A 1,743-nucleotide genomic window follows, 5' to 3' on the forward strand; every position below is an offset into this window, starting at 1 on the left:
CTGTACCAAGTATGGGTGAACTATTTGCAAACCAATCTGATCTCGCAGGAACGGTTCACTACTATGCTGCATGGGTACTGATCATTATGGCATCAGTGCACGCCTTAGCGGCGATAAAACACCACGTTATCGACAAAGACGATACGCTACGAAAAATGATAGGAGCTTCAAAATGAAAAAGTCAATTATCGCTACAGGATTAGCATTTGCTATGGCAATGCCTTTCGCTGCGAACGCCGCTGATTACGTGATTGATACAAAAGGTGCGCATGCTTCAGTTAACTTCAAAGTTAGCCACCTAGGTTACAGCTTTATCCAAGGTCGTTTTAACACATTCTCAGGTGACTTCTCATTTGATGAGAGCAACGTTGAAGCGTCTAAAATCAGCGTAACGGTTGATACAACTAGCCTTGACTCAAACCACGCAGAGCGTGATAAGCACATCCGTAGTGGTGATTTCATCAATGCTGGTAAGTTTTCTGATGCGACATTCAACAGCACAAAAGTGGTTGATAAAGGCGACGGCAAACTTGAAGTTATGGGTGACCTTAAACTTCACGGTGTAACCAAGCCTATCGTTATCGAAGCTGAATTCATCGGTGCTGGTCAAGACCCATGGGGCGGTGAGCGTGCTGGTTTTGTTGGTACAACTCGTCTAGAGCTTGCTGACTTCAATATCCCAGTAATGGGCGCTTCAAGCTATGTCGACATGGATCTGCATGTTGAAGGTGTAAAGAAGTAATCTAGCTATCAATAATCGCTATCAACATATTTAGAAAGATCAAAATCCTAGTCGATACGAGATAGGTCGGCTGTTAGCCGGTTATTTAGTCATATGGAAAGTAGCAAAGCAGCTAGAATATAGAGAAAGGCGCAAAGTTTTCACTTTGCGCCTTTTTTATTGAGGTAAATGGCCACGCGTTTAGGTCTGTTTTGTGTCAAACCTTTTACTGCGTCTTAAGCCACCATTTACCTCTGCCAGTCAACGTTGCAATGACTGAGTTATCTAGCTGAACGACTAATCCCTAATAGTTCAGCCTACGATTCGTTACTTTGTTTCTAATGAAACGCTTGCTTTGTAAACAGTCGCTAGTTAAGCCGTTTCTAGTTCAGCCTTTGGAACCACGTTTAGGCGGTCGCCATAGATTGGACGTAGTGCTTGCATAACTTCAGTACGAGTCATCACACCGACCATTACGCCATTTTCTAGCACTGGAAGCATATGTGGTTGGCTTACTTTCATCGCTTTTGCACGCTCTTCTAAAGAAAGAGAGGTCAGGCGAGTGGCATAGCCCATGCTTGTTGTCGGGTACAGTTGTTCTTTATCGATACATAGGAACTCAGCAACATCGACCAGTTTGTCGTTTGCATCAATAGCCACTACGTCACGGCTCATTAGGTCTACCACTTTCTGACCTTTAGTCGGAATGTAGTCTTGGCACCAAAGGTCAACCATTACGTCGTGAACAGAGAGGATACCTACTAGGCGGCCTTCAACATCGCAAACAGGAGCGCTAACAAGTTGAGCATCTAAAAGTGAATCAATCGCCACTGAAGTAGGCATTTCTACGCTCAGTGTAATTGGTTGAGTGTTCATGATTTGCTTGATAGTAGTTGTAGTGTTCATAGTGGTTTCCTTAACTGACGTAATTTCTGTTGTTTGAGTTATTGCTGTAATTTTTGCCGCTTTAAGCTGCGGGCGACGGTAGATACTCCAATTGGCTAAGCCGACCAATACCGCAC

At 43.9% G+C, this 1,743-nt stretch carries 3 protein-coding genes; 2 read left to right on the forward strand and 1 reads right to left on the reverse strand.

All coding sequences use genetic code 11. The features are described from left to right. Together AB4653_RS01610 and AB4653_RS01615 are read left to right on the forward strand one after the other, a co-directional pair. Positions 1–176, forward strand: a 176-nt coding sequence (locus AB4653_RS01610; protein WP_372103161.1) for a cytochrome b, incomplete at its 5' end; no start/stop codon positions are given. Next, entirely contained in the window at positions 173–742 is a 570-nt protein-coding gene (locus tag AB4653_RS01615; RefSeq protein ID WP_102250470.1) for a YceI family protein, read from the forward strand. The genes AB4653_RS01610 and AB4653_RS01615, both read left to right, overlap by 4 nt. Before the next feature lie 351 nt (positions 743–1,093). On the opposite strand, the gene AB4653_RS01620 is transcribed toward AB4653_RS01615, so the two are convergent. Then, positions 1,094–1,743, reverse strand: a 650-nt coding sequence (locus AB4653_RS01620; protein ID WP_372103158.1) for a CBS domain-containing protein, incomplete at its 5' end; no start/stop codon positions are given.

Source organism: Vibrio sp. 10N.222.48.A3, assembly GCF_041475345.1.
In the GTDB taxonomy this organism is placed as follows: domain Bacteria; phylum Pseudomonadota; class Gammaproteobacteria; order Enterobacterales; family Vibrionaceae; genus Vibrio; species Vibrio tasmaniensis_A.